Raw genomic sequence first — 22,840 nt, 5'->3', positions numbered from 1 at the left:
ACAGAATACCAAATGATGGCTTATGAAAAAGTATACTTTATTAATTGCCCTTTCTTTGATGAGTTGCAGTTGGCTTTTGGCCCAACGGCAGATATCAGGTAAGGTTATTTCTTCAGATGATAACTTCCCACTTCCAGGAGTTACCATTCTGCAAAAAGGAACCACTAATGGAACCATCACGGACATAGAGGGTAATTATACCATCTCTGTGCCGGAGGATGGAACTACATTGACTTTCTCTTTTGTGGGATATCAAACCCAGGAAGTGATAGCGGGTAGCAATTCAGTCATCAATGTGACATTGAATCTGGATCTTACTGAATTGAATGAAATTGTAGTAATTGGTTATGGTCAGGTTGAGAAAGAAGATCTTACCGGAGCAGTAGCTACAGTAGATTCCAAAGATTTCAATAAAGGTGTGTTGTCCTCTCCGCAGGATCTACTTGTAGGTAGAGTGGCTGGGGTGCAGGTAACCTCCAACAGTGGAGCACCAGGCGCAGGAGCAACCATTAGAATTAGAGGTGGTTCTTCGATCAGTGCTAACAATGATCCACTGATAGTTATTGATGGATTCCCTGTGGACAATAGCAATGTAAGTGGCACATCTAATCCACTTGCTACTATCAATCCCAATGATATTGAAACCTTCACGGTGCTCAAAGATGCATCTGCGACGGCTATCTATGGAGCAAGAGCTTCTAATGGTGTAATCATCATTACCACCAAAAAAGGACAAAGTGGAAAGCCAAAGTTCAATTACAATGCGAAAGTATCTGTAGCTCAGCCGATAGAATATGTAGATGTATTAACTGGTGATGAGTACAGAGAACTTGTAACTGGACTCAATGAGCAAGGGTTTAGTGGTATCAACCAGGATGCGGTAGACTTACTTGGCAATGCAAATACCGATTGGCAAAGTGAAATCTTCAGAACTGCGATTTCACATGATCACAACATCAACGCTTCAGGTGCAGTTGCAGATGTCCCTTATAGAATTTCCTATGGATATACAGATCAACAGGGTGTTTTGGAAACAACTTACACTAAACGTCACTCATTCGCTGTTAATCTTAACCCAGAGTTCTTCAATAAGTCATTGAAGGTGAACTTAAATGCCAAACAAAGTTTCTCTAAGACCAATTTTGGAGACCCTGGTGCGGTAGGGTCTGCAGTAGGTTATGATCCTACTCAACCTATTTATAGCGGAAACGATGAGTTCGGTGGGTTCTTTGCCTTTACCGATGCTGACGGATTGCCAATCACCTTTGTGAGTAACCCGGTGGCTATGTTGGAGCTAAGAAATAACGTGGCAGACTTGAATCGATTCATCGGAAATGTGCAGCTTGATTATACTTTGCCATTCTTCAAAGATTTGAGTGCTAATCTTAATGTTGGGCTTGATAAGTCAAGTACAGATGGTATAGATGATGCACTACCAGGTATGACCTGGACTTATAGAGACTATGCAGGCGGGAATGGAAGACTACTGGATTACACCGCGGATAATTCTTCTGAATTACTCGATTTCTATTTGGCCTATAAAAAAGAAGTGGGTGATCATAATGTGCAATTCACTACAGGTTATTCCTGGCAGCATTTTTCTAGAGAGGGAAGTACATTTGATAGAAATGGAGACGAAACTCAGGTACGTCAAAACACTCAGTTCAAAAATGAAAACTATCTGATCTCTTTCTTTGGAAGGTTAAATTACGTTCTTGCTGATAAATACCTCGTAACAGCAACCTTGCGAAATGATGGTTCTTCCAGATTTATTGGTGACAATCAATGGGGATTGTTCCCATCTCTAGCGCTAGGATGGAAAATCAATCAGGAAGCATTTATGTCTAGTGCCACGGTTGTTTCAGACCTGAAACTTCGTGCTGGATATGGTATCACTGGCCAGCAAGATGTAACCTCTAATCAATACCCTGCGCTTCCGGTATACCGTGAGAGTACAGGAGGTGCATCATACCAGTTTGGCAATGAGTTTATATCTACTTTAAGACCTGATCCATACGATGCCAATATCAAATGGGAGGAAACAACTACGATCAACGTAGGTCTGGATTTCGGGTTTTTGAAAGACCGGATTTATGGTTCAGTGGAAGTGTATCAACGAAACACCACAGACCTGATCAATAGAATTCCTATCGCTGGTGGAAGCAACTTCTCCAACTATTTGGTGACCAATGTTGGTAACATGGAAAACAAAGGGTTTGAAGTTAGCTTGACTGGAGTACCTGTTTCTACTAAAGATTTTACCTGGAATGCAGGAGTAAACATTACTAGAAATGTGAATGAGATTACTAAGTTGACTAAAACGGATGATCCTGATTATCAGGGAGTAGCTGTTGGTGGGATCAGTGGTGGAGTAGGTAATAATATACAGATCCACACGGTAGGTTATCCAGCTAATTCTTTCTATGTATTCCAGCAGGTTTATGAGAGCAATGGAGATCCAATAGAAGGCTTGTATGTGAATAGAACAGGCGGAACAGGAGAGGTGATCAGTAGCGAGCTTAACAAGTATCACTACAAAAGCCCGGCACCTGATATGTTGATTGGAGTGAATTCAAGAGCGAATTACAAGCAATTTGATTTCTCCTTCTCTGGTAGATTCAGCCTTAACAATTATGTATACAATAACGTGCAGTCTGGAGCGACGCTTTCAGGTCTGTATGTTAGTACAGGATATTTCACTAACATCAATTCAGCGGCAGCTGAGCGTGGTTTTGTGAATCCACAATACTGGTCTGATATGTTTATTGAGAACGCATCATTCTTCAAGATGGACAATATTAGTTTAGGGTACACCTTCACTAACCTGGGGCCAATTGAAGCCCGAGTAAGTGCCACTGTTCAGAATGCCTTTATTATAACCAACTATTCAGGAATTGATCCAGAGGTAAACGGTGGAATAGACAATAACATCTACCCTAGACCGAGAACATTCTTATTGGGTGTAAATCTGAACTTCTAATCCAAAAGTGAAACGAATCATGAAAAAATATTTAATACAACTAGTGTTGGTATTCACGCTCATTTCCTTATCAGGATGTTTGAATGATTTGGATGTGGAGCCAATAGATCCGAATTTGATTACTTCTGCTAACGTTTATGAAACTGTAGAAGATTACAAAAAAGGATTAGCAAAACTCTATGCTACGTTTGCACTGAGTGGCCAGCAAGGACCAGCAGGGCAGCCAGATATTGAAGGTATTGATGAAGGATTTGGAAACTACCTGAGACAATACTGGAACTGTCAGGAATTGACTACTGACGAAGCAGTACTTTCATGGAATGATGCCACCATTAAAGATTTACATTGGCATACATGGACAGCAACAGATGTGTTCATTGCAGCGATGTACTCAAGAATTATGTATTCCGTGGCTTTGTGTAATGAATATATCAGAGCAACTGCGGGAAATGATGATCCGGATATTTCCAAGTTTCATGCAGAAGCTCGTTTGTTGAGAGCACTTGCTTATTATCATGCAATAGACATGTTTGGCAACCCATCGTTTGTTACTGAAGAAGATCTGCCTGGAGCATTTTTCCCAGAGCAGATTCAGAGAGCTGACTTATTTGCCTATATCGAATCAGAACTGGTAGCAATAGAAAGTGATTTGGGGGATCCTCAGTTTGAGTATGGTCGTGCAGATAAAGCTGCTTCATGGATGATTTTAGCTAAGCTTTATTTAAATGCTGAGGTGTATATCAATGAACCGAAGTATACTGAAGCAATTGCAGTTCTGGACAAAATCAATAATTCAGTCTACAGTTTAGCTCCTGATTACATGCACAATTTTGTAGCAGATAATCAGACGAGTCCTGAAATGATTCTGCCAATTACCTATGATGGTATCAATACGCAAACCTATGGAGGAATGGTGTATTTACTACATGCACAGATCGGTGGCTCCATGCCCACTTATGACTTGATGGGCACAGGAGAAGCATGGGCTGGTTTGAGAACCACCTCTGCTTTGGTCAACAAGTTTGATATGGATAACGATGGACGAGCTTTGTTCTGGACAGACGGCCAGTCATTGGAAATCAATGATATTGGATTGTTTACGGATGGCTATGCCATTACCAAATTCAGAAACAGAAAGTTGGATGGAACTCCATCGGATAGTGATCAGCCAGTGATGGTAGATACAGATTGGCCGATGTTCCGATTGGCGGATGCCTACCTGATGTATGCTGAAGCTGTTTTGAGAGGTGGAACTGGTGGATCTACTGCACAGGCTCTAACTTATATCAATGCATTGAGAGAAAGAGCATTTGGAGATGGGTCAGGAAATATTACGGCAGGTGAGTTGACTCTTGATTTTATTTTAGATGAACGTGCAAGAGAGTTGTTTTGGGAAGGTCATAGAAGAACTGACTTGATTCGTTTTGGAGTATTCACAGGAGGTGATTACTTGTGGCCATGGAAAGGTAATGTGCAGGAAGGAGCACCTTCTGCAGCTCATAGAGATCTTTTCCCAATTCCAAGTACAGAAATTGGTGCAAACCCGAACCTTGAGCAGAATACTGATTACTGATTTTAACCCATTTAGATTATGAAACTGATTAATTATATAAAAGCATTTGTCTTGCTGTTAGTGACATCAATCATTGGGATGTCATGTGAGGAGGACTTTGAGAAAATTACTATTAAAGATGAGGTAGCAGCCAATACGTTGGCCAATACCTCTGCTGATAGCTATGTATTCACTTTTGAAAGTAGATCAGAGGTGTTTAATGAGTTTTCCTGGGATGCACCAGATTTCGGATTTGAGGCATCGATAACTTATACCTTGCAAATGGATTTAGGAGCAGGAGACTTTTCTGCACCGACAACTATTGCTACCACGCAGGATTTGACTGCAGCACCCACTATTCAATCGTTGAACAATACTTTACTTGGATTGGGTTTAGAGCCAGACGTAGCATCAGAAGTTAAGTTTAGAATTCGGTCAGCGGTGAATGCAAATGTTGAGCCTGTTTATTCCAATGTGGTAACAACATCTATCACTCCTTATTTGGCGGTATTTCCTCCAATATACATCATTGGTGATGCCCAAGGTTGGGTGCTAGGTGATGCGCTTGAGGTAAGCAGCACTGGACCTGGCACTTATGAGGCTGTTGGTATGTTTGTCAATGGAGGTAAATTCCGAATGTTTGCAACTCCTTCATGGGATGCTGAGCAATGGGGATATAGCTATTTTGATGGAGGAACTCTACCATCCACTTTAATTGATGGAGAAGATGGCGATTCCAACTTTATTTTCGATGGCACTTCAGGAGTTTATAAAATTTCAATAAATCTAAACGCCAAAACCATCACCATGGAAGAAAGTGAGCTTCCTACCTTATATGTGATAGGAGATGGTCAAGGTTGGGATTTACAACAGGCAGCATCCCTTGAGTTTTTAGGTGGTGGAAAATATGAAGGAACAGCCGTATTGCAAAAGGATGGGTTTTTTAGATTTTTTGAGAAAGCCGACTGGAATGCAACACAGTTCGGGTATGGTTATTTTGCTGAAGGAAGCTTACCTGAAAGCTTTACGCAAGCAGGTGACGGAGATGATAACATCATTTTTGCTGGTGAAACAGCCGAATATCTGGTAACTGTGGATTTAGATGACTTTACAGTAACTATTGAAGTAGCATCGGCATATCCGACTTCACTTTATTTAGTAGGGGATGATCAAAGCTGGACGTTTGCCAACTCTCCAACATTCACAGACTTAGGAGGGGGAACATTTGAAGCTACTGCAGATTTTACCAATGGGGCTACTTTCCGATTTTTTGAAGAATTAGACAATTGGTCTGACGCTTATAATTTTGATTATTTCACTGAAGTAGATAGTGATCTTGGAGCAGTTGGTGATGCAGATGGCAATTTCTCCTTCAATGGAGCAACAGGAACTTATACCATCACAGTGTCATTTAGTAATAAATCCGTGATTGTGGAGCCTTACTCAGCTTATCCTGCCGCATTGTACCTGGTTGGGGATGATCAGAGTTGGACATTTGGCAATTCACCAGCTTTCACTGATATGGGTAATGGAGTGTTTGAGGCCACGGATGTAACCTTTACAAATGGTGCTACCTTCAGGTTCTTCGAGGAACTGGATAATTGGACAGATTCATTTGGTGCCAGTTATTTCACTGGAGGACTTGATGAGCTGTTATCCGCTGTTAATGACAATGATGACAACATGAGTTTTGATGGAACAGACGGAACTTATAAGGTCACAGTTGATTTGGCAAACAAAACGCTCTCTTTAGAATAAATCAAAGATTAGGCAGGTTTTTAGGCGATTATTCGAATCGCCTAAAAACCTTTAAATACAAAAAATAAATGGTCAGAAAGCACATGTTGTATTCATTGATTTTCTCATTATTTTGGTTAGTAGCTTGTGAGGATGAGCCAAGAAGAGGGGTGAACCCTGAGGATGACGATGATTCTTTAGTATCCGTAGATAAATTTTATTTTGGAGCGGATTTGTCGTACGTCAATCAGATTTTGGATCATGGAGGTGTATATAAAGAAGAATCAACAGAAAAGTCACCATATGCAATATTTGCTGATCATGGCACCAATTTAGCTCGGTTTAGACTGTGGCATAATCCCGCATGGACTCAGGAAGTTTATGAGGACGGTTCCCAGCTTTACAATGACTTATATGATGTAGAAAAGTCCATTCGCTTGTCCAAAGAACAAGGCATGGAGGTGCTACTTGACTTTCATTATTCAGACAATTGGGCAGATCCTGAAAAACAACAAGTACCTGCAGCATGGACAGAAATTACTGACATAGATGTATTAGCTGATTCCGTCTACAATTACACTTTTTCCGTTTTGAGCTATCTGGAGAGCAAAGGTTTAATGCCTGAAATGGTGCAGATAGGAAACGAATCCAACTGTGGGATGATGCTTTCTGGTGGTAATGCCAATTTCCCGGACATGAACGTGTGCGAATCTGGTTGGGCCAATATGGGTTTGGTTGTTAAAGCTGCAATTCGAGCGGTGAATGAGGTTTCAGAAACATCATCTGTAGATACCAAAATAGCCTTTCATGTGGCTGATCCGGTGAATGTGGAGTGGTGGTTTGATAAGATGATCGAGCAAACCACAGATTTTGATTTCATTGGGATCTCTTATTATCCACTTTGGCATACTGGAGTTTCTTTCAATCAATTAGAGAATAGAATCAAGGGGTTTAAGGAGCGTTTCAATAAGGAGATCATAATATTGGAAACCGCCTACCCGTGGACTACTGATGGTGCGGATAACTACAACAACCTTTTTGGTGGAGAGACACCAATATCGGGCTATCCGTATACACTAGACGGACAGTCTCAATTCCTGATAGATCTAACTCAAAAATTAGTCAATGCTGGTGCATCGGGTGTGGTGTATTGGGAGCCTGCATGGATTACTTCTCAGATGAAAGACCAGTGGGGTACAGGATCATCATGGGAAAACAATACTTTTTTTGACTTTGAAGGCAATGTGATGACCAATATTGACTTCATGACTTACGAATACACTTCAAATGAATAACATACTAAGAGCTGTCTTCATACTTCTTTTGTTGGCGACTGTATATGGGCTGAATGCCCAGCAGTCCCAACGAAAGAGAATCAATATCGACAAGGGATGGAAGTTTGCACTGGGGCATGCCGCTGATCCCAAAAAGGACTTTAACTACGGAATTGCCAACATATTCTCAAAATCGGGTAAAACAGAAGATACTCCGATGAGTAAAGATTTTGTTGATACCACCTGGAGAGAACTGAATGTGCCTCATGACTGGGCAGTAGAATTGCCGTTTGTGGAGGTAGATAATTTTGATGTGCAATCCCATGGCTATAAGCCAGTTGGTGGATTATTTCCAGAAACAAGTGTGGGCTGGTACCGTAAGGAGCTTGCATTTGCAAAAGCAGATTCTGGAGCACATTATGCGGTTACATTCGATGGAGTGTATCGTGACGCACGTGTTTGGTTGAACGGTTTTTACCTGGGCAATAATGAAAGTGGCTACATGGGAGTCACCTATGACATAACCAATTACATTCAGTTTGATGAACCAAACTATTTGGTCGTTCGGGTAGATGCTTCACAATATGAGGGATGGTTTTATGAAGGAGCGGGCATTTACAGACATGTTTGGCTGGAAGAATACAATAACCTTCATTTCAATAATGATGGAGGAGTTTTTGTGCACACCGATATTGAGGGTGAGACTGCTAGCATATCTGTAGAAACTGAGCTGGTCAATGAAACGCTTCAGGAAGCCAAGGGAGAAGTATATGTGTCAGTATTGAATAGAGAAGGAAAGGAACTGACTCGATCAGATTCTCAGCCATTCAAGATAGCGACCAACAAGAAATCATCTGCTTCTTTTCGCCTAACATTAGAAAACCCGAACCTATGGGATTTGGACAATCCGTACCTCTACAGAGTGAAAGCGGTATTGGTATCAGAAGGAAAAGTGGTTGATGATAAAATTGAAAAATTTGGTATTCGTACCATTGAAATTGACAACAAACGTGGGGTGTTACTCAATGGTAATCCGATAAAAGTAAAAGGCACCAACAATCATCAGGATCACGCCGGTGTAGGTAGTGCTATGCCTGATTACTTACAATATTACCGAATCAGGTTATTGAAAGAAATGGGTTCAAACGCCTACCGTGCGAGCCACAATCCACCAACTCCAGAGTTATTGGAAGCATGTGATAGTTTGGGTATGTTAGTGATGGACGAAACTCGCTTGCTGAACAGTAGTCCTGAGCACATGGATCAGTTTGAAAAACTGATTAGAAGAGATCGAAATCATCCGTCCATTTTTATGTGGTGTATTGGTAATGAAGAAGGATGGATTCAACAAACAAGTGTTGGAAAGCGTCTGGCATTAACGATGCTGGCTAAGCAGCAAGAGCTTGATCCAACCAGAACAAGTACCTATGCCGCTGACTTAGCCAATGTGTACAATGGAGTGAATACCGTGATACCGGTTAGAGGATTCAATTATCGCGAATTTGGGATGGTTCCTTATCACAAGGATCATCCAAACCAGCCAATCATTGGAACAGAAATGGGGAGTACCGTCACGACTCGTGGAAGTTATCAGGTAGACAGTATCAAGGGGTATTTGCCAGATCAGGATTTGAGCCATCCGTGGTGGGCATCACTTGCTGAGGACTGGTGGCCAATAGCTGCGGACAATGACTGGTTACTCGGAGGCTTTATTTGGACGGGTTTTGACTATAGAGGCGAGCCTACACCGTTTTCATGGCCAAATGTGAACTCGCATTTTGGTGTAATGGATGTGTGCGGATTCCCTAAAAACCTCTATTACTACTATCAATCATGGTGGTCAGATAAAGATGTGTTACACATCTCACCACATTGGAACTGGTCAGGTAAGGAAGGTGAGAAAATTGATGTTTGGGTCAATAGCAATGCGGATAAGGTGGAGCTTTTCTTGAATGGTAAGAGTCTTGGGACGAAAAAAATGAAACGAAACAGTCACTTGCAGTGGGAGGTCGTTTATCAATCTGGTGAACTGAAAGCAGTAGCAACCAAAGGGAAAAGAACTTTTGAAACGTCTCAAATAACTACAAGTTCACCAGCCCAAATTAAGATGGTGTTTGATCGGAAAGTTTTATTGGCGGATGGTACAGATGCCACGGTGGTGAATGTAGTTGTTGTAGATAAAAATGGGAGAGAGGTTCCTGATGCGAACAATCCGATCCGATTTGAGATATCGGGAGATGCTGACATTATAGGTGTTGGTAATGGTGATCCAAGTTCTCACGAGCCCGATAAGTCGTATAGAAGATCATTGTTTAATGGTAAAGGGCAAATGATTTTACAGGCCGGGGAATCTGCCGGAAATATTGTCGTGAAAGCCACTTCTCCAGGATTGAAAGAGCATACGATTACCCTAAGACAAGTCAATGAAACTAAATCTTTGATAGGAAAACAATAATGAGAAAAGTCATAGTAATTGCAATGCTCCTGCTCATGGGGCCAGGGATTGGTATATCCTTTTCACAGTCTGGAGTTTATGCTGATGAGTCAGGTATTATGCGATGGAAGGACTCGAAAAAGGAGGTGCAGGGGTTTGGCGTAAACTATACTGTTCCTTTTGCTCACGGCTATCGCTCTGCAAAAAAGCTCGGAGTTGATCCTAAAGAGGCTATCGACAAAGATGTTTATCACTTTGCTCGATTGGGATTCGATGCTTTCCGGGTTCACGTTTGGGATACTCAAATCAGTGATTCATTGGGTAACCTTATTGAGAATGAGCATTTAGACGTTTTTGATTACATGTTGAAAAGCATGCAAGATCGAGGAATGAAGATGTTGATTACACCTATTGCTTTTTGGGGCAATGGGTGGCCAGAAAAGGATACCTATACTCCTGGATTTTCTCACAAGTATGGCAAGGATAACTGTTTAACGAATGAAGATGCTATTAAGGCTCAGGAAAATTACCTTGCTCAATTTCTTAATCACATCAACCCATACACTGGTCTCGCTTACAAAGACGATCCGAACATTGTTGCTTTCGAAGTAAGCAATGAACCACATCATAGACAGTCTCCTGACTCGGTGAAACGATATGTAAAGAAGATGGTCGATGCGATGAGAAGTACAGGGTGTGATAAGCCGATACTGTATAACATTAGTCATGGCATCAATTACATGGATCAGTATTTTGAAGCGGGGATCGATGGAGGTACCTTCCAGTGGTATCCTACGGGATTAGGAGCAGGCGAGGAGTTAAAAGGTAATTTTTTGCCCAATGTTGACAACTACGAAATCCCATTTGCAGATCACAAGGACTTTAAAAATGGTGTGAAAGTAGTTTATGAATTTGATGCGGCAGATGTAGGTAGATCCTATATTTATCCAGCCATGGCCAGAAGTTTTAGAACTGCTGGTATTCAATGGGCTACACATTTTGCTTATGATCCAACTTATCTGGCATACACCAATACAGAGTATAACACGCATTACATGAACTTGCAGTATACTCCACAGAAGGCATTGGCATTAAAAATTGCTGGAGAAATCTTTCATCAGGTACCAACTTACAGCGATTTTGGAAGATATCCTGCAAATTCTACATTTGGTGATTTCCTAATCAGTTATGAGGATGATTTGGCTGTCATGAATAGCGAAGAGCAATTTATTTACACCAACCACAATCATGAACAACCTAAAAACCTTAAAAAACTGAAAAGTATAGCAGGTTGGGGTAACTCGAAAGTAGTTCGCTATGACGGTACTGGTGCTTATTTTTTGGATGAAGTGTCTAAGGGTGTTTGGCGTTTGGAAGTGCTCCCAGATGCTGCATGGGTACAAGACCCTTTTGGGAAAAATAGTTTGGATAGAAAACTGTCTGAAATCATTTGGCAGACCAGAGAAATGTCTATTTCTATTCCGTCACTGGGTCAGGAATTTAGCATTACACCAATAAATGAAGGGAATTCGAAGGTGCCAGAAGTTTCAGGAAATACCTTTTCAGTGGCCCCAGGAACCTATTTGTTGGTGAAGAATGGGATGAAGCTCAAAATTGCTCCCGATTCAAAATGGGGTAATATCAAGCTAAATGAATTTGTTGGTAAGCCAGAGACGATTGAGCAGAACTATGTTTTACACGAGCCTGCAGAGTTTGTCAACTCAGGCGGGCAATTGATGATACGGGCACAGATTATAAGTTCGGAGCGACCTGAGTCAATATACGTCTTGGCTTATGATGGTTGGAAACCAGTAAAAATTCCAATGGTTAGAAATCATGGCTTTAACTATTCCGCTGAGATTTCAGGTGGTTTAGTTCATAAAGGAATATTGAAGTATTATATATTGGTAGATGATCAGGTGTTTCCAGAAGGTATAACAGCCTCTCCTGGTGATTGGGATTTTGATTCGGCGCCATATGAAGTTGCTGTGGTAGCGAATGAGCAGCCGTTGTTTATTTACAATGCCATCACGGATGAGGAGGAAGTATCTCGGCAATGGATGCCTGGTTCAAGAATATTGCCTTCTACTCAAACAGGAACAGGTGAATTGGTGCTAAAAATTGATGAACTATTCACAGTAGATCCAGAAAATCCCGCAGGTACGCCTGTTTATGATTACTCCATGCGATACCATTTTGGGGATCGTGTGGATCAAAGAGTTTCGTCATTAGGCGATTATTCGAAAGTAGTAGTGTCTGCAAGAAACGTTAATGAAGGAGAATTGCCTATTCAAATAGTATTGATAATGAAAGACGGGTCTGCCTATGGTGGTTTGATCAATGTAAGCAAGAAAGGTGATTATTCTATTTCATTAGCCGATTTGAAGCCTGTGTCAATAGTGACTCTGCCAAGACCTTATCCTTCATTTTTACCCTATTATTTTAACGGAAGTGGAGTTTCTGATTTCGACATTCAAAATGTAGAAACCTTGCAGATTTCTATTGGGCCGGGTTTATCGAATCAAGAGCAAAAAGCATCTTTCGAGATAGGTATAGAAAGCGTAAGGTTGGAGTAATCTAGCGTCTATACCCTATGCATGGAATTTTGAAAAGCCATAACCAGTGATTATATGCTGGTGATGGCTTTATTTTTTTGAGAACTTATAAGATCATTTCCGAGGTGGGAGCAGTGCCTGTTAACCTGCTTTGATATGTCCTCTCTTGAACAATTTACCATGTCTATCTTCAATGGAATAGCTGATTTCATCATCAATGTTTTACCTGAGTATCTAAGGAATAATTACCTCTTAGAATGTTTGAAGCTCCTTGTTGATAGTAAAAATTGCGTTTTTGCTTCATATGACGATTCATTCAACTTGTATTACTGTTCACTGACAGTCTAAATCAATGGATTCACCGATTTTCACCTGTTTTCGTTCATTGACAAAGTTTGCTAGATAACTGGTAGTTATTATGAGTTTGTTGGTAATGAGATGTCTTAAAAACGCTGTTTAAGGCTGTTTTTAAGCGTTTTTGACCGGATATGGTATTTCGAAATCTGGCTTCAAATGGCGATTTTTGTATTGTCAAATACTATTTGATAAATCACTATTTGAAACTTTGAATCTATCGTCATGCTCAAAATTGGATTACCATTAGTATCGATATTCCTACTTTATACGGTTGGTATCGTAGAAGCTCAGACTTCATTGGGCGTTAATACCAATTCTCCGAACTCTAATGCTGTTTTGCACCTGGTATCCCCGTCTGGAAATCAAGGGCTTTTGATTCCAACACTCAGCACTTCTCAACGCTTAGGTATGGATCTTGGAGCCAGTGATAACGGCTTAATGGTTTACGACCTTTCAGAGACTCAGTTTTACTTTTGGAACGGGTCTGATTGGTCCACATTTGTCCAGTCAAGTGATGCCGATCCTGAAAATGAACTACAAAGTCTCCTATTCAATTCTAATCAGTTGACTTTATCCGATGATCCGGGATCTGTAGTGGTAGACTTTAGTGGTTGGGATATGGATGCATCGGATGATTTTGATGGAGATTATGCGAGCTTGGTCAACAAGCCGACCATACCAACGAACACTAGCGAATTAACCAATGATTCAGGATTTGTAACCAGTGCAGATGATGCGGATGCTGATTCTAGCAATGAGCTACAGGGTTTAAATTTTAATTCCAATCAGTTGACTTTATCCGATGATCCGGGGTCTGTAGTGGTAGATTTTAGCGGTTGGGATATGGATGCATCGGATGATTTTGATGGAGATTATGCGAATTTGGTCAACAAGCCCACCATACCCACCAATACGAGTGAATTAACGAACGATTCAGGATTTGTAACCAGTGCAGATGATGCGGATGCTGATTCTAGCAATGAGTTACAGGGTTTAAATTTTAATTCCAATCAGTTGACTTTATCCAATGATCCAGGATCTGTAGTGGTAGACTTTAGTGGTTGGGATATGGATGCATCGGATGATTTTGATGGAGATTATGCGAGCTTGGTCAACAAGCCGACCATACCAACGAACACTAGCGAATTAACCAATGATTCAGGATTTGTAACCAGTGCGGATGATGCGGATGCCGATTCTAGCAATGAGTTACAGGGTTTAAACTTTACTTCTAATCAACTAACCTTGTCAGACGATCCGGGATCTGTTGTGGTAGATTTTAGCGGATGGGATATGGATGCATCGGATGATTTTGATGGAGATTATGCGAGCTTGGTCAACAAGCCCACCATACCAACAAACACTAGCGAATTAACCAATGATTCAGGATATGTAACCAGTGCAGATGATGCGGATTCCGATTCTAGCAATGAGTTACAGGGTTTAAACTTTAGTTCCAATCAGTTGACTTTATCCGATGACCCAGGGTCTGTAGTGGTAGACTTTAGTGGTTGGGATATGGATGCATCGGATGATTTTGATGGAGATTATGCGAGCTTGGTCAACAAGCCCACCATACCTACAAATACGAGTGAATTAACCAATGATTCAGGCTTTATAACCAGTGCAGATGATGCGGATTCCGATTCTAGCAATGAGTTACAGGGGTTAAACTTTACTTCTAATCAACTGACCTTGTCAGACGATCCAGGATCTGTAGTAGTAGATTTTAGTGGATGGGATATGGATTCATCGGATGATTTTGATGGAGATTATACTTCACTAACCAGTTTGCCTACATTAGGTACACTTGCGGGGCTTAACACCGTTGGGACAACTGAAATAAGTGATGGAAGTGTGACATCTGATAAGCTGGCTGATGTAGTTACTGCCAATACTTATACAATCGTAATTGGTGGAGATATAACATATAACAGTAAAGGTCAGATAATAGCAACAGGAACTTCTGATCAACGACTTAAGAAGGATACTGTTCGAATTCAGAATGCTTTGAGCAGACTGAAAGGAGTTAAAGGGTATACTTATTTCTGGAAAGATGAAAGTTTACCTCTCATTCAACATGGGTTCATGGCTCAGCAACTAGAAGCTTATTTTCCTGACCTGGTGCGTACCAATGTTAGTGGGATGAAGTCGGTTAACTATACAGGTATGATTCCTGTGTTGGTAGAAGCATTGAAAGAGCAACAGCAGGAGATCGAACAGCTCAGAAATGAGTTGGAAGAGAAAGATCACTCCATTTCATCAATTGAATCAAAATTGAATAAACTCGAAGCTGCTCTAAGTCTAATGGAAAATCAAATCAAAACAGTAAATCAATGAGATTGACTTGGTTCTGTATGTTATTGATTTGTATGCATCAATCTTTGGCTCAAATCATTCTATTGGAGTCATCTGCTCATTTGCATTTAGATGAACAGACAACTTTATATGCTGAAGGTGAAGTATTCCTAAGTGGTACGCTGGACAATCAAGGAGAAATTGCTTTTGAGCAGCATGTAGATTTTGGTTCGAATAAAGAGTTGGGAACAATCAATTTTACAGGAAATGAAAACCAGACAGTCAGTGGTGATTCATTGAACGTACAAAAATGGCGAATGAATAACTCTGGACGAGTAGATGTCTTCAGTCCTTCTGTTTCCATTAGTGGAGAGTTAGATCTTGAGTCAGGGGTCATATCGACCCAGTTTACAAGGTTCATTGTGTCTGGGATAATCAAAGGTGGTAGTCATTTATCTTTTGTAGATGGGGCTCTTACGGTAAATACACGTACGGGAGTGGAGACTTTATTTCCGATGGGATACCAGGGGGAATATTTGCCTTTGACAATTGCTGATGCAGGTGAGTCCATTTTAACTATTTCATTAAATCCAGCTGAAGATCATGATCAAATAGTCCCCTCAGATTCTTTAGTAGGAGTAACCAATGATATTATTTGGACCATTAGTCAAAGTAAAGGAGCTCCGATTAAAAGCAAGGTATCATTAAGTTATTCGAATTTCGATTTTATGGATTTGTCTGGAGAGTCTGAGATAAAAGCGGAGAGTTATTCTCCTGTGATTGTGAAACGACAATCTGATAGCTCTTATGTATCTCTTGGGATTGGTGAAGGTAGTGATTTGGATCAATTGTCCTCTGGGAATTTGTTTTCACTTCAGGAGTTTTTTATGGACAGTGACACTGTTCAATTTGCAGTTGGAGTATTGCCACGAGTCTCTGGACTCAAGCTTTTTGTACCTACAGCATTCACACCGGGATCATCAGATGAAGCCAATAATTTATTCAGACCGTTTATAAACGAATTGGACATTCGCTCTTTAGATCTAAAAGTTTGGGATTCCAATAATGCCAAAGTGTTTGATAAGTTCTGGATAGACTCACCTCTAAATGAGACAGGTTGGAATGGACAATCCAATGGTCGCGATGTTTCTCAAGGAATTTACTATTATCAATTCAAATTGATTGCAGGAAATGGACAGGCATTTAATCAATCAGGTACCGTAATGTTGATAAGATGAAAAAAGTAATAAAAGGTCTAATTGTACTATGTTCATTTGTTATTTCGGTAGCTTCAGCACAAGAAACACAGTTTTCTCAGTTTTTTGCTACTTCGGCTTTTCTTAACCCAGCGTATGTAGGGATATCAGGTAGTGCAACTTTGGATCTTAATTATAAAACACCTCTTGGAGATGGCGTTAATTCCTTGAACAGTCTAATGCATGCTACAGTGTCCATGCCTATTCAGCGAGTCACTACACTTGCAAGTAATGCTGCTGGAGTGGGGCTTACCTTTGTAAAGGAAAGTAGGGGTTATGAAGGAGTACACCAGATTACCAATGTCCTGTTGGCCGGGAGTTACAATATTCCGCTTTCTTATTCAGGTCAAAGTTTCATTTCATTGGGCTTGCAAGGAGGTGTTATTCAAAACAAACTAGATAATGATCAGCTTCAGTTCGGGTCTCAGTACAACCCATACCTTGGTTATGACAGTAGTTTACCTTCCGCTTCATTGCAAAATGCCAACAGAATTGTTCCAACATTTAATACCGGAGCTATACTCCACATAAACGATCATCACAACCCTATTCTTAGCAAAAAGTCGCTTTGGATGGGAGTATCGGCGCATAGCGTGAACAGACCTAAATATGGGTTTTATGATATGGATAGAAAGCCTATCCAGCTAAAACTATTCATGGTTTCCAGAATTAGAGCAGCTACTAAAGCGTCACTTCATCCCTCAGCATATCTGTTGAAGTATGGAGAAGCGTATCAAGTCAATGCAGGCTTGTATTTGTCTAGGTACCTGGATCGTCAATTAACTTCTGTGTTGCAGATAGGTTCATGGTATCGGGTAAACGATTCATTTATTTTTCTTGTAGGTTTGAAACATCAGCAATGGAAAGCTGGAGTTAGTGTAGATTTAAATAGTCAAACATTCAATTCCAATGAGATAGTAACAGGAAATACTATTGCTACATATGAAATTTCATTTTCATATAACTTTTCATTGAGGAATGTAATTGTAGATGTAACGAACCCACTATTCTAAATGCGCTATAGCTTTGGCGTCTTACTAATTTGGCTTTTTTGTAATGCCAGTGGTCAATCCCTTGAGCAAATAGAGGCTCTGGGAGATGATTATTACAAGGCCGGACAATACCAGCAGGCAGCTGAGTATTTCCAATACGTCTATGATAGTAAGGGTAATGATCGTGCTGTTCAGGAAAAACTAGCGCTTAGTTTGATGCATTCTCTGGAGCTTAAAAAAGCGCTTAGCATGTTTGAAGGGTTGGTCAACGAAGGTGCAAGCTCTGATAGCATTTTTTATTTTTATGGATATTTATTGAAAATAAATGGGCTTTACAGTAAAGCGGATTCCATTTTCGGGATCATACTTGAAGATCCAACTCTATCACCCGATCTCCGTGAAGTAGCTAGTTTTCAGCGTGAGGGTTGCCTACTTGAAGCTCGTTTTTCACAAACTCGTAGCAACTATGAATTAGCGCCATTGGATCAGGTCAATTCTTCGGCTCATGATTTTGGACTGATTAACTATCAGGAGAAGTTCATCCTTTCCTCCACTCGAAATACCAAAGAAAAACAATATTATGATGGGCAGTTTGGTGGATTGCTTCCAGATATTATTGCTTATGAACAGCGAGAGACTGGTTTTGAACAAATTTCGGACTACAAAAAATTAAATTCCCCCTGGTCTGAGGGAGTTGGTTGTTTTTCGGGTGATGATTTTTATTATACCTATTGCGAGGGAGGAAAAGATTGTCAGATCATAAAAAGTGTGATGGTCGATGGAAAGTGGAAATCAGAGCCACTAGGAGAGAAAATAAATAAGCCTGGGTATGACTCTAAGCACCCAAATCTAAGCCAGACAGGCGATACACTTTATTTTATATCCAATAGGCCTGGAGGTCAGGGAGGAACTGATCTATGGATGAGTTTTAAAATGTCAGAGACTGAATGGGGACCAGCTGTGAATCTTGGAGCTGCAATCAATACAGCTGGAGATGAGATGAGCCCGTTTTATCACTCTGGTGTTGGGGGATTAGTTTTTGCAAGTAATGGGCATGTGGGGTATGGTGGCTTTGATTTGTATATTGCTAAAGGTAGCTCCATTCTGGTTGCTCAAGTATACAATCTGGGCCCTCCTTTCAATAGTAGCTATGATGACTGTTACTTTACCACCACCGAATCTCAAGCTTTTATCAGTTCGAATAGGGTCAATAATCAATTCGACGTTTTTTTTCTTCAGCATTACAATGACATGGAGTTAATGAATAGCTTCCTGGCTGAAAAGGGAGAAGTCGGTGTGAAGGTTGCTGGTTTGGTCTCCATGGATTTGTACTCTTTCAGATTTGAGGAGTATGAAGGGTATCACATACTACATCCAGAGGCGAGCATTGTTATGAACAAAAAGCAGCAGAGCACCGAATTCGTCGCGTCAAGTTCAACTGGGGGCTTTCAGATGGTAAGTGGTTCTGGTACACCTGGGTCTCCGCTTAAGGTTACTTATTCAGACTCAATGCAAATTGAGGCTCAAGTGGATGAGAATGGTCGTTATCTCGTAAAGATGATACCAGGTAATGCGGTAGATATCAAAGTTTCAGGTGATAATGTGTCCTTCCCAATAGTGCAGCCCATGTCTTTTGATGGCTATGAGTATAACTTTGATCGACTGTATTTTGATTTTAACTCTGTAGATCTTAGGCGTGAAGCTAGAGAGGTTTTGGATGAACTCATTCAGTTATTTGTAGACGATGATTTGGTGTTGATTGATATTAAATCACATGCAGATCAGGTAGGAGATGACACTTACAACTACCGGTTAAGTGAAAGGAGAGGGGCATCTATTTTGCAGTATTTATCCAGTCGAGGAGTGGATGAATCTAAGTTAAGAATTACTCCAAAAGGAGAAAAAGAACTTTTGTCTAATCAAAATAGCTGGTACACGAATTTGTTTAATAGACGCGCAACCATCGTTGTTTACACAAATGAACTGGTAGACTTTGCGAGACCAGAAGTTTTTATCGTACGAAGGACAATTACGGTGCCTAGTGCTGCTCAAATGCTGGGTGTAGATGCTGGTAAATTAAGAGTATGGAATAAAATTCCTCCAAATCAGCGTATGATTCCTCCAGGTGAGGTGCTTCGAGTTTTTGATCCTGTTTATTTCTCTCCCAACTATTATTTTATCATTCCTGAGGAAATGGTTGGAAAGCAATTAATTACATATGTTGTGAGGAACGGAGAGACGCTGGAAGAGATTGCATCTCGTTTTGGTGTTGTAGAGGAGGTAATTGCTGAAATGAACCATTTGGGCACCAGAGTTGAAGCTGGTAAAGAATTGGTTATCTATAAATATTAGCTCTGAGTAATTAGTGTAAAGGCTCCCCAGTCCATTGGGTTTTTCTTAGTTTCTCTGAACATTTTTTGGGTAGTGAAGAAGGCTTGTTGGATATCTCCGGATTGAAGAAAAGCACTGTAAAATGTCTTCATAAATTCAAGTGTCACAGCATCATCAATTTTGAAAAGGGAAATGATTAGATTGCTTGCTCCTGCCACTAGAAAGGCCCTTTGAAGCCCATATACGCCCTCTCCATTGTGAATTTTACCCAAGCCTGTTTCACAGGCAGATAGCGTGACCAATAAGGTGTTGTCCAGATTCAAATTCATGGCTTCATAGGCGGTGAGTTTGCCATCTTCGCTTTTCATTGCTTGGGATAGATAAAGTCCTGAATTAATCAGCGGATTGTCATGGTTTTCATTGAAAAACCCATGAGTAGCGATGTGTAAAATGCCTGGATTTTCAATGACCTTGATGGTGCGTTCGGTAGCCTCTTTGCTAACCATACTTTGGGAAAACCAGTTTGATTCTGACAGAAATTGAGCAATTTCAATAGATTCTTTCTTTGCGCCGGGAAGTGAATCCAATGCTTCAGTTTGATGGGCAGAAAAATCAGGATCACCAATTACTATGGCATTATTGTTCCACTTCAGCTGCTTTTCATTTAGTAAGTCTTTGCTATTGGTGATATTGATAATGTCATATTTGTCCAATACATAGTGCTCATCTTCAAAATCGTAGATTACTCTAGGGTTGATTTTATGCCACCCACCATCGGGAGAAAGATACACCTTGTTATAACCTGTGAGTTCTTTGTCAATAGGTTGCCAGAGAGAACTGTAGCTTCTGGTGTTTGGAATGTTGTATTTGAGTGCGTTCCGGTAGTAGTTGAATTCTTCATTAAAGTCCACAGTGGAATTCCACTTAATCCTGGAGATCTCTCTATTTGGTTTGATAATGAAAGCAACATAGGTAGATTGTTGTTCGACAAACCCTTGTTTAATTCCCGTGGAGTCGATCAAAAGACGGTAGGGCGTGTATTCTATGATGTCTACCAGAGCGGATGTTTCATTTAAATGATCAGATATTTCATGCCAATGTGTACTGCCATCTTTTGTCGGGTGGAAGCTATTCACTCGTTGAGCAAGTCTCTTTTCTATGTTGTAAAATTCTTCTTCTAACTCCTCTATGGAGATGCCTTTCGCAATTCGCTCTTTTTCGTTGAGCAAGTAAGCACTTGCCAGTTTCGTATTTGTACGCTTCCATAGCAGGTATAATCCTTTCACTTGTAAGTCTTCCGTTTTACCGATTCTCTCGTGCATTTTGCCCGATGCGTAAAATAGAATTCCCTTGGTGTTGATGGTGTGATTAATGGCTTTGTCTGCCCATTCAGAATAAAAATATTTCCCATCCAATGAGATGGCCGTAAACCGTCTTAAGTTCTGTCTTATTTGGCTGAACGCGAGTATGCGTTGCTCTTCTGTCAGCACAGGTAGTATTTTTCTGATATGCGATATATTTATTTGTAAAGCACTATCAAAGGACTGAAGGGCTGCTAAGGTGTCTTTATTGGCCAGTTGCATCAAGCCTAAATCATCAAAACTTTTGGCTAATAAGTGATGATGGTTTCCAAGTGATTTCTTCTTGATAGCGTTTGATTGTTCGGCCAAAGACTTAGCCATCTGCAGATAGCCCATTTGCGCATAAACGTGCGCTAGATTGGTGAGGCTAGTTGCTTGTCTTGTGTGCTCAGCGCCGTAAAGCAATTTATCCAGTTCCAATACTTGGGTATATAGCGATAAGGCACTTTCATATTCTCCCTGACGATGTTTGGTAGCAGCAAAGTTGCTGAGTGCATTGGCGTAATCTTGATGGTATACACCAAATAACTCTTCGAAGTATTTGGTGGCGTCTCTAAAGCACTTTTCTGCTTCGGGAAGTTTATTCTGTTGTAAATAAATAGACCCCAGATTATTGATGCCATATGGTTTGGCTTCCTTGTAAGCGGCAGAAATATTAATCACTTCTTTAAAGTATTCTTCTGCCTTAGTGAGGTCATTGATTCTGAAGTACAGACAACCTAAATTGTTGAGAGACTCAAGAAGAATGATCGAGTCCTTAGGGAAGTTTGACTTCTTGAAGCTAATATTTGACAACAGGCTGCCTTCGGACTGTGATAAATTGCCATCTTCCATCAACAATTTGCCCATTCTGTCTACGGCTCTTGAATACAGGTAAGGACTGGATTCTTTCAATAAATCGATCGCATCCTCTAGTTCCTGCTCAGCAAGATCTATTTTTCCCATGATGGTGTGGAGTGTGGCAGATTCAATCAATACACTTCCTTTGATAGAGTCTGAAATTCCTAGCTGGTTAGATAAATTTTTAGCAGTAGACATGTAGATCTCGCTTGTTTCTAACTCACCAATGTCCTTATGAAATGTCCCTCTTTTCGTTTGATAGGCAATTTGAGCGGTGGTTTTCCAATTATTTTTTTGAAGAAGCCTACCCTCTATGGATAGAAAGATTTTTGCAGAGTCAAACTGCTGGTTACGTCGATAGTAATTAAACAGGTTCTCGTAAAATGGTAATAGATTCACGGATAAGGAATCATACTTCTTTAATTGATACTTTAATCCAAGTGTTAAGTGCCACAGGGCATCATTTTTCTGCTTTAGTTTTTCATAAAGTACCCCTGTGTTGGTAAGTATGTCAGCGATTTCACTGCTTTGAGCGCAGTTGTTTTGAGCAATTTGAATGGCTAAAGAATCGAGAATCTCTAAAGATTTACTGGGTTGATTAGCTTCAAAGGCATATGCTTGAGCCAACATCTCTTTACAATCCTGAGAGTATGCTAAATAGCCCGCAACGAACATTGCGATACTTAGTAAATATTTGCTCATAGTTTCATTTCAGTGATTAGGTAAAAATATCTTGTTGTGAGGGCTGTGATTGGATATTGTCGACGATTGACGCTTTTTACCTGTTTTTTGGTTGAATGATAACTGGTGTGAATGATGAGGAGGAGGGAGCTATACTAGATCTAATATTGATGTGAGGTGTTTCCGTGTTAT

The 22,840-nt window shown here is 40.5% G+C and carries 11 protein-coding genes; 10 read left to right on the top strand and 1 reads right to left on the bottom strand.

Features of this window, described 5'->3' with window-relative positions; all coding sequences use genetic code 11:
- Nucleotides 1-22 precede the first annotated feature (22 nt).
- From NXS00_RS07800 to NXS00_RS07755, 10 genes are all read left to right on the top strand, one after another.
- The gene (locus tag NXS00_RS07800; protein WP_258098595.1) at nucleotides 23-2,980 is read left to right on the top strand and encodes a SusC/RagA family TonB-linked outer membrane protein; all 2,958 of its coding nucleotides are present in this window, start codon (nucleotides 23-25) and stop codon (nucleotides 2,978-2,980) included.
- A 19-nt stretch (nucleotides 2,981-2,999) separates the two neighbouring features.
- On the top strand, nucleotides 3,000-4,553 hold the full coding sequence (locus tag NXS00_RS07795) for a RagB/SusD family nutrient uptake outer membrane protein (protein WP_258098594.1): 1,554 nt from the start codon (nucleotides 3,000-3,002) through the stop codon (nucleotides 4,551-4,553).
- An 18-nt stretch (nucleotides 4,554-4,571) separates the two neighbouring features.
- Nucleotides 4,572-6,290 (top strand): SusE domain-containing protein, encoded by a 1,719-nt coding sequence (locus NXS00_RS07790; RefSeq protein ID WP_258098593.1) that lies wholly within the window; start codon nucleotides 4,572-4,574, stop codon nucleotides 6,288-6,290.
- 68 nt (nucleotides 6,291-6,358) lie between these two features.
- Nucleotides 6,359-7,564 (top strand): glycoside hydrolase family 53 protein, encoded by a 1,206-nt coding sequence (locus NXS00_RS07785; RefSeq protein WP_258098592.1) that lies wholly within the window; start codon nucleotides 6,359-6,361, stop codon nucleotides 7,562-7,564.
- Nucleotides 7,557-9,998 carry a beta-galactosidase GalA gene (gene galA, locus NXS00_RS07780; protein WP_258098591.1) on the top strand — a complete coding sequence of 814 codons (2,442 nt, stop codon included), beginning with the start codon at nucleotides 7,557-7,559 and terminating at the stop codon, nucleotides 9,996-9,998. Before NXS00_RS07785 ends, galA begins: the two co-directional genes overlap by 8 nt.
- A complete protein-coding gene (locus tag NXS00_RS07775) occupies nucleotides 9,998-12,553 on the top strand; it encodes a cellulase family glycosylhydrolase (RefSeq protein WP_258098590.1) in 2,556 nt (851 codons plus the stop codon). The genes galA and NXS00_RS07775 overlap by 1 nt, the downstream gene beginning before the upstream one ends.
- A 558-nt stretch (nucleotides 12,554-13,111) precedes the next feature.
- Nucleotides 13,112-15,229, top strand: coding sequence for a phage tail-like protein (locus tag NXS00_RS07770; protein ID WP_258098589.1), 2,118 nt, complete (start codon nucleotides 13,112-13,114; stop codon nucleotides 15,227-15,229).
- On the top strand, nucleotides 15,226-16,425 hold the full coding sequence (locus NXS00_RS07765; RefSeq protein ID WP_258098588.1) for a T9SS type B sorting domain-containing protein: 1,200 nt from the start codon (nucleotides 15,226-15,228) through the stop codon (nucleotides 16,423-16,425). Before NXS00_RS07770 ends, NXS00_RS07765 begins: the two co-directional genes overlap by 4 nt.
- A complete protein-coding gene (locus tag NXS00_RS07760) occupies nucleotides 16,422-17,456 on the top strand; it encodes a PorP/SprF family type IX secretion system membrane protein (protein ID WP_258098587.1) in 1,035 nt (344 codons plus the stop codon). The genes NXS00_RS07765 and NXS00_RS07760 overlap by 4 nt, the downstream gene beginning before the upstream one ends.
- Complete coding sequence (locus NXS00_RS07755) at nucleotides 17,457-19,787, top strand: OmpA family protein (RefSeq protein ID WP_258098586.1); 2,331 nt, start codon at nucleotides 17,457-17,459, stop codon at nucleotides 19,785-19,787.
- Here NXS00_RS07755 and NXS00_RS07750 read toward each other — a convergent pair.
- Nucleotides 19,784-22,669 carry a CHAT domain-containing protein gene (locus NXS00_RS07750; protein WP_258098585.1) on the bottom strand — a complete coding sequence of 962 codons (2,886 nt, stop codon included), beginning with the start codon at nucleotides 22,667-22,669 and terminating at the stop codon, nucleotides 19,784-19,786. The two genes, NXS00_RS07755 and NXS00_RS07750, sit on opposite strands and share 4 nt — an antisense overlap.
- Nucleotides 22,670-22,840: the final 171 nt, after the last annotated feature.

The organism is Marinoscillum pacificum (assembly GCF_024714495.1).
In the GTDB taxonomy this organism is placed as follows: Bacteria; Bacteroidota; Bacteroidia; order Cytophagales; family Cyclobacteriaceae; genus Marinoscillum; species Marinoscillum pacificum.
Note: the sequence above shows the minus strand (reverse complement) of the source record. Positions and strands in the feature narration are given on the sequence as shown.

Bases quoted from the DNA above. Each gene is read 5' to 3' on its own strand.
- NXS00_RS07800 (WP_258098595.1), top strand. From the start codon at position 23: ATGAAAAAGTATACTTTATTAATTGCCCTTTCTTTGATGAGTTGCAGT.
- NXS00_RS07795 (WP_258098594.1), top strand. From the start codon at position 3,000: ATGAAAAAATATTTAATACAACTAGTGTTGGTATTCACGCTCATTTCC.
- NXS00_RS07790 (WP_258098593.1), top strand. From the start codon at position 4,572: ATGAAACTGATTAATTATATAAAAGCATTTGTCTTGCTGTTAGTGACA.
- NXS00_RS07785 (WP_258098592.1), top strand. From the start codon at position 6,359: ATGGTCAGAAAGCACATGTTGTATTCATTGATTTTCTCATTATTTTGG.
- galA (WP_258098591.1), top strand. From the start codon at position 7,557: ATGAATAACATACTAAGAGCTGTCTTCATACTTCTTTTGTTGGCGACT.
- NXS00_RS07775 (WP_258098590.1), top strand. From the start codon at position 9,998: ATGAGAAAAGTCATAGTAATTGCAATGCTCCTGCTCATGGGGCCAGGG.
- NXS00_RS07770 (WP_258098589.1), top strand. From the start codon at position 13,112: ATGCTCAAAATTGGATTACCATTAGTATCGATATTCCTACTTTATACG.
- NXS00_RS07765 (WP_258098588.1), top strand. From the start codon at position 15,226: ATGAGATTGACTTGGTTCTGTATGTTATTGATTTGTATGCATCAATCT.
- NXS00_RS07760 (WP_258098587.1), top strand. From the start codon at position 16,422: ATGAAAAAAGTAATAAAAGGTCTAATTGTACTATGTTCATTTGTTATT.
- NXS00_RS07755 (WP_258098586.1), top strand. From the start codon at position 17,457: ATGCGCTATAGCTTTGGCGTCTTACTAATTTGGCTTTTTTGTAATGCC.
- NXS00_RS07750 (WP_258098585.1), bottom strand. From the start codon at position 22,669: ATGAGCAAATATTTACTAAGTATCGCAATGTTCGTTGCGGGCTATTTA.